The organism is Gilvimarinus sp. 2_MG-2023, assembly GCF_030547685.1.
GTDB lineage: Bacteria > Pseudomonadota > Gammaproteobacteria > Pseudomonadales > Cellvibrionaceae > Gilvimarinus.
In genome coordinates, this window is the sequence record NZ_JAUOQM010000011.1 from 1 (window position 1) to 6692 (window position 6692).

Annotated in this window: 7 protein-coding genes; 6 read left to right on the plus strand and 1 reads right to left on the minus strand. The window is 41.1% G+C overall.

Going from position 1 to position 6692, the window contains the following annotated elements:
• The first annotated feature begins 766 nt into the window (after positions 1–766).
• From Q4526_RS02155 to Q4526_RS02180, 6 genes are all read left to right on the plus strand, one after another.
• Positions 767–1792 carry a hypothetical protein gene (locus Q4526_RS02155; RefSeq protein WP_215975098.1) on the plus strand — a complete coding sequence of 342 codons (1026 nt, stop codon included), beginning with the start codon at positions 767–769 and terminating at the stop codon, positions 1790–1792.
• 497 nt (positions 1793–2289) lie between these two features.
• Positions 2290–3276 carry a hypothetical protein gene (locus Q4526_RS02160; RefSeq protein ID WP_215975099.1) on the plus strand — a complete coding sequence of 329 codons (987 nt, stop codon included), beginning with the start codon at positions 2290–2292 and terminating at the stop codon, positions 3274–3276.
• Positions 3277–3645: 369 nt separating this feature from the next.
• Positions 3646–4524 carry a hypothetical protein gene (locus Q4526_RS02165; RefSeq protein ID WP_215975100.1) on the plus strand — a complete coding sequence of 293 codons (879 nt, stop codon included), beginning with the start codon at positions 3646–3648 and terminating at the stop codon, positions 4522–4524.
• 159 nt (positions 4525–4683) lie between these two features.
• The gene (locus tag Q4526_RS02170) at positions 4684–5202 is read left to right on the plus strand and encodes a hypothetical protein (protein WP_215975101.1); all 519 of its coding nucleotides are present in this window, start codon (positions 4684–4686) and stop codon (positions 5200–5202) included.
• Between the two features lie 125 nt (positions 5203–5327).
• Complete coding sequence (locus Q4526_RS02175; RefSeq protein ID WP_215975102.1) at positions 5328–5660, plus strand: hypothetical protein; 333 nt, start codon at positions 5328–5330, stop codon at positions 5658–5660.
• A gap of 266 nt (positions 5661–5926) precedes the next feature.
• On the plus strand, positions 5927–6451 hold the full coding sequence (locus Q4526_RS02180) for an adenylate kinase (RefSeq protein ID WP_215975103.1): 525 nt from the start codon (positions 5927–5929) through the stop codon (positions 6449–6451).
• Between the two features lie 55 nt (positions 6452–6506).
• Here the strand turns inward: Q4526_RS02180 and Q4526_RS02185 are convergent, their stop codons facing one another.
• Positions 6507–6692 (minus strand): DUF4112 domain-containing protein, encoded by a 186-nt coding sequence (locus Q4526_RS02185; protein WP_303609509.1) that lies wholly within the window; start codon positions 6690–6692, stop codon positions 6507–6509.

Below are 6692 nucleotides of genomic sequence, written 5' to 3' on the forward strand. Positions count from 1 at the left end.
ACCCACTAAAATCAACCTCCACTCGGCTTAGTGGCATGGGGGAGTGGACTTTGTAGTGAGTTTTGTTTTTGCGTCAGGCATCAGTCGTCGGACATCAGACATTCGTTCTCCCCTCAATCGCCGGGCGGGCGAGGTACTTCTTTGGTGAGCAAAGAAGTACCCGGTCGTTCCTGCGCATTCATGCGCCCACGACATTAGTGAATCCATTCACGTCAAGCTCACCCCGGCAACTGGCCCCAGTGGGGTGCCCTCACTCCGGTTGATTTTAGTGGGCCGTATCGATAGGCCGTACCCCAGGGCACATTCTCTTGCTTCGCAATTCACCTTGTCCTTGGCCTAGCGATACTTGCGCTCGCGTCCATGCGAGCTTACCCACTAAAATCAACCTCCATTCGGCTCAGTGGCATGGGGGAGGGGACTTCGTAGGAGGCTTTTTTTGCGTCAGGCGTCCGACCTCAGACATGCATGTTGCCAAACGGGCCATTCCATGGCACTATTTTTCTCAGTGTTTCATCTGATTTGTCGGCCTGCCATAGGCAAGTAAAAATCAGTGAATTAACCATTTGGAAGGTATCTAAGCGCATCAGGATTGATGCGGACACTCTCCCTTTCTCTGGTTACTTCAATTTTTTATTCTAAGTGTCACGTGAATTTGGTGTGCAGGTTTAGACACTGTTGGTTATATGTGAACACTTGTTCCTATATGTAGACAAAGTGTCTAGATGTATCCACGCACATTAATATGCTGTTAGGCATAGGAGGGAGAGTGCCAAAAGTTCTTTATCCAGCAGTGTGTAATGTTGAATCCATATTCAAATTTTGTGATGAAATAGCGTCACTTGAAAACGAAGATAGAATCGTAATCGATTTCTCAAATATGGGAAGAATCGAGCCATTTACAATGGTTTATGTTGCTAAGTTTATTCGCGATTATAATAGACTTAATCGAGATACCACGATTAGCTGTTGTGGCCACAAAAATAAAGATTATGCGGCGAATATGGCGTTCTTTAGGGCTTTTGGTTTAAAACATGGACGAGAGCCAAATTGTGTTGATGGCAACGACCGGTTCGTACCATTTACAATATTACGCTTACAGACCATTATTGATGAAGCCATGGAAGAGTGGGAGCCAGAGCAAGAGGTTATTGAAAGGCGCTCAGCTCATTTGGCGGAAATACTGGCGCAAGAGCATAGCGGAAATTTGGTTGATGCGCTTACATATTCGATTCGAGAAATAATGAGAAACGTCTTTGAGCATAGTAAATCGAAAAGCTTGGAGTACTGTGCGCAGTATTGGCCATATTACAATAAAGTCGAAATAGCTATTCTCGATAATGGAGTCGGGTTAAAGAAATCTCTAAAAGAAAATCCGCATATTGAAATTAAAACGCATAGTGACGCTATTCAACAAGCTTTAATGCCTGCTATTTCCAGTAAAAGTTTTGAAGGCGCAATACAGGATACGAGTGATCCTTGGCATAACTCGGGTTTTGGTCTTTATATGATTAACCGTATTTGTCGGTTAGGTGGTAGCTTCTTGATTTGTACGGGTGATCATGGAATCAAATTAGACGAACATGGTAAACATCATATTGATCTTTCTCATTTGTGCCGGGGAACTGCCGTCAGAATGGTTTTAAATACCAGCCGCCTTTTAACGTTAGGCGAAATGTTGAACGAATTTAAAATTGATGGCTACGAGGCTGCAAGGCAAATTAAAGGCGTTGGCTTGTATGAAGCTTCCGCAGCTTCCCAAATGCTATCAAGAGATTTCAAAAAAAATTCCTAACAAGTTTTCCCATTTAACGTTGAACTTGCCCCACTTTAGTGGACACCTCTAGATAACGCATCTGGAGGTGAAAATGCCAAAGTATACAAACCCTCGTAAAACGTGGGAATATTCAAGAGAGTTCAAGGTGCGGGCGGTAAAGATGAGCAAGAAAGTGGGGTCAGATGAAATTTATGGCGCATTATGAATGCTTCCTATGGTTAATATGGGGTGACTGGGGTTAAGTTAATGACATAAGTTTCATCTGACCCCATTTTCTTCGTCATTTGAGCTGGATGTTTCAAAAAAATAAGAGAAGAAAACCATAAATCACTAAATCTATCAGGTGGGGCAAAGATTAACTGGTTCTACGGTATTATTGCTGCAGCACTTATTGTCGGTGAAATTTTCTTATACAGTGGTGCGGTTTCGCATGTCGTATCATAGTGCTAACAAGGCGCTCAAAACTAGCCGGATCTGAATAGGGTGATAGAAATCTAATTGATTTGAGGACGATTATGAAAGGGAGCGCCAATAGTACGCTAAAACCTTTACCTGCTGAAAGTGACCCTTGCAGAAAAAAAATAATAACTAAGCCTTGGTATCTTTACGCTATGGCATTCTGGGCCTTTTTTGGGGTTGGAGAGTGTTTTTTATTTCTTTTCCAATCCTTGATACAGGACAATCTACTGTACGATATGATCGCTATAGTAGTGAGAATATTTTTTGCCGTACTGGCAATCTATATGTTAAGGATGGCCCGTACATCTATGCTGGTGTTTGGCGTTCTTTGTGGGATATCTGCTTTGTTGACACTCACTCAAGTCGGATTATTTAGTGAGAGATGGTCAGGGTCTAACGTTCAGTATGTTTTTTGGTTTTATATTGTTTTCGCTCTATTTTTTTGCGTTTTATCTTTAAGGCCAAAGCTATTACAGAGAGCTTCTGAGTATAGTTTGTATAAGCAAGAAAATATATGCATGGTGGATGTGTCACATCAGGAGCAGTGTTCCGCTATGCAAGCTAATAGCCCTGAAAATACTGAGCCTGTAAAACAAGGTTTTGATTACTTTCGCAGTGCTAGTCAGTTATCAATCGTAATAGCCATCTTGGCCATCTTTGTTGTGGGTTATATTGAAGGAGCTCTAAATGAGGGCCTCTGGTTTATAGTCGTACCTGTGGTACCTCTGTTAATCCTCCTTGTGGTTGACTTCTGGGTGTATTCAATAAATAAAAAACGTCGATATGTGCTGAATGTTCTGACTATATTATTGATGTCACTCACTGCGTGCTCATCAATAGTAGCGCTAGCGGGTTGGCACTATATCGCCTTTTACTCTCTTCTGTTTCTAACCGGCTTTAATTATTTTATAGCTGGTGTTTTCGGTATTATTGTTTTCTGTGATTATATACGCGTTAAATCAATCCGCTTAACGTCTGTGTTTATGTGGTTGGCACTAATAGTCTGGCTGTCGTTTTTATTTCTTTTGGTTTTTATCACATAACCACTGAGCTTAAAAACAAGTGTCAGGAAATGAGGGGTCAGATAAGTATGGCACTTACTTCAAGAAAGTGGGGTCAGATGAAATTTATGGCGCATTATGAATGCTTCCTATGGTTAATATGGGGTGACTGGGGTTAAGTTAATGACATAAGTTTCATCTGACCCCATTTTCTTCGAGGTCTATTATTCGGTGAGGTTGGCAATTCTAGTATATTTGGACACTTTGAAGCCTTTTGTAATCGAAAAAGAAGGCATTCTGTAAACGACGGGGTGAGCTCTGCCGGATTTGAAGGGGGGGGTGGCAATTGCTGCATAGTAAGGTGTCTATTTTTTGTAGGTAACACCAGATTAGATCAAGTGGAGATTAAGGATGCTTAGAAGAATTATCGTTGAGGAATACATCAATTCATATAGAAATGCGGTATGTGAAGAGATGGTTCCGAAAATGAGGGGTGTTAATTTATTGAGTGATGATTTTTCTCTTGAGGAAAGTGAGGACTCTTGCTTTGATCAAGTGAAAGAAAACTTTTTAGCGGAGTCCGTCGCTAAGGTTCACAATCTTTCTGATTTCGAAATTGAAGAAGACGAAAATATCCTTGAAGTATTTAGAATTAGCTTAAAGTCCATGGGGGTAAAAGGAAAGGTTTCTAGCATTAAACTTCCTGTTAACTGGGATGATAAAAAAGTTAATTTGTCATTTGTATTTGATGGAGAGAGATACAGGTTTGATTGGGACTTTTCTGTTGAAGTGATGCCGCAGCAATATATTGATTTTATTAATTCAATTTTTTCAGAGTGCACTGGGAATGTGCTGATCAAATATTCTAGTAATAGTTTTTTTGTGGCGAAACGAGCACAGGATGAAATAATTTCAGAGTTTTTGGATGTGTGTAATTATCAAAACGACTTGGATTTACTGAAAATTGGAAATATAGTGGCATCGGCTGTAATTTCAGTGATCGGATTTACTATAACCTTTATCGGGGGCTGGGTATTTTATGGATTTATCACTGGTTTAATTGCTAGTCTGGTTATTTGGGGGGTGATTTTCATTGGGTATTATATTTCACACGCCTATTCTACGAAAAAGAAAAAATCCCTAAACGAAAAAGTTAGTGATTCGTCTGAATTTTCCGGCGCAGATGTAGCCAATTTATTTGTCAGGGAAGCAGTTGAGATGGAAGATGATTCGGTTATGGGTAAAAGATTAAAGAAAATGCAAGAACTCAAGAGTAAAGGTCTAATTTAGATCGATATAATCTTAACAGGTTTGTCAATTCGAGACTTATAGCGTAGCTTCGGTTTTCTTTGGTTTCTCCATTTTATCGAATAACTGAGATTATGCAATGGGTCGGCTTACTATAGCGTTAGGAAGTCAATTTAACCGAAATGTTGAGGGGTGAATTTTATGGCAGAAGCGTGGGGAAGTATCCTAATGAAGTCGTCAGATGAAGTGATGGCAGCCTTAGAGGAATCAGACGATGGCGTGAGTTGGGATCTCATTGCTAGATTGTTCAAAGATGCAGGAATAGAGTCTTTGAAAGATTCACATCCTCTTTTGTCTTTTAGCGAAGGCAGTGAATTTCCTCATGAAGGGTTAGAAAGGAGCGGCGAATTTATTGATATTACTGTATTTGGCGATGAATGGATGCATGCAATGCAGCCATTAGTAAAATTAGGAAAAAGAATTGAACTGTATGGATCTATATTTCATGAGCATGGAGCTACTGAATATTATGCCTTGAACAAAGATGGAGAGTCTTTCTTCGGCGTGATTGACTACGAGTCCGGTGAGGAGTTTGATGAGGAATCCATGATTAAAGAATGGCTATCATTCGTTCCTAATGAGGTGCAGGAGGCATTTCCCGGAATATTCTCGGCTGAAGACGAAGACGAAGACGAAGACGAAGACGAAGACGAAGAGTAGCGAGTGAGCGCGAACTATATGAGTTCAGCATGCATGCCAGCGGGCGAGGTAGTTCCCGCGCTTTCCGTTCCTTAGTCATTACAAATCGTCCGAAGCTGCGTGCGTTATTTTTCTCGGTGCCATTCATGAAAAAATTGATACCATACGTTTTGTCCGTAGCACTGATCGCTTCGGTTGCACTTAATGTACGATTGATGTTCATGTTTGATAAGTCACTAGAAGATCATTGGGTCGAGTACTTTAAGACGTTTCAGAAAGACGACGAAACTCTCTACTACCTAGAGGCGGGGGATATTGGTAAGGCTAAAGAGCTTCTAACTGACTCTATAAAAACTAAAGGTATGCTGTTTTTCATATTCACGGAAGAGAATACCCTCAGCGAAGAAGCTCTAGAGGAAATCAAAGATAATATATTTAGGCCAGATGAGATTAAAGGCGTGAAAAGTACTGAAAAATAGAGTCAGACACTCATTCAGGCGTTTTGTCTAAATATCTACAGCTTGTGAAATTTAGCCCCTATGCTCAGGCACTATTTATTGACATGTGGCCCTTTTCGAGCAATCATAAACACATGAATATCTTTTTGGCGCACAAGGCTTTCCGAATTATCATCATTCCATAGGAATGGTGGGGTTTTTATGCGTCTGTAACTTATTAAACCCACCTCTTTAAGGTGGGTTTTTTGTTTCTGCCTCATAAGAGTGGATGTTTTCAAGGAGGCAGTATGAAAAAAATAGCCGTTTTCGGTAAACCCGGCAGTGGTAAATCGACATTAAGTAAAGCTTTAGCCTTGGCGGCTGGTATACCGCTATATCAGTTGGACTCGATAATGTACAAACCGAACGGGGAGCTGGTAGACCGCGGTTTATTTGATGAAGAGCATGCTCGCATTTTGTCGTCTGGAAGCTGGTTAATCGATGGGGTGGGGCCGTTAAGTTCATTTAATCAGCGTCTGGAAGCGGCTGATACATTGGTTTATGTTGATCTTCCCTACTTAACGAGCTACTGGTTTGTGACTAAGCGGCTTTTAAAAGGGGTTGTTGTAAAACCCGAAGGGTGGCCGGATGGAAGTTCGGTCTTAAAGGGCACCCTTGCAAGCTACAAAGTATTACGGTTATGCCCGAACTTTTGGAATGATGATTTCAATGCGAGATTGGAAGCGTTGTCAGATAAGAAGTCTTTATACATCGTTAAATCCGTGTCTGAGCTGAATAACTTTGTTAGCCGAAACATTGCATCGCTGTATTAATAATTCAGAGCCGGTGGGGCTGCTTTGGTTCGCTGCGTTACTAGCAGAAATTAGTCTAGTGGCTTTCGGTACGATTTTTCTGCCGATTGGTTAAATGTTCTCTCAGTATTCTTGTGTTTCGGATATTGGCTTTGAAAAAAGCATCGAATATATCGCCAACGATTGGCACCAGGCCGCCCAGAAAGTCGATGGCTATATTGGTCAGTATGCGCAATTTGACAGTAAGCGCCAAACCAACCAC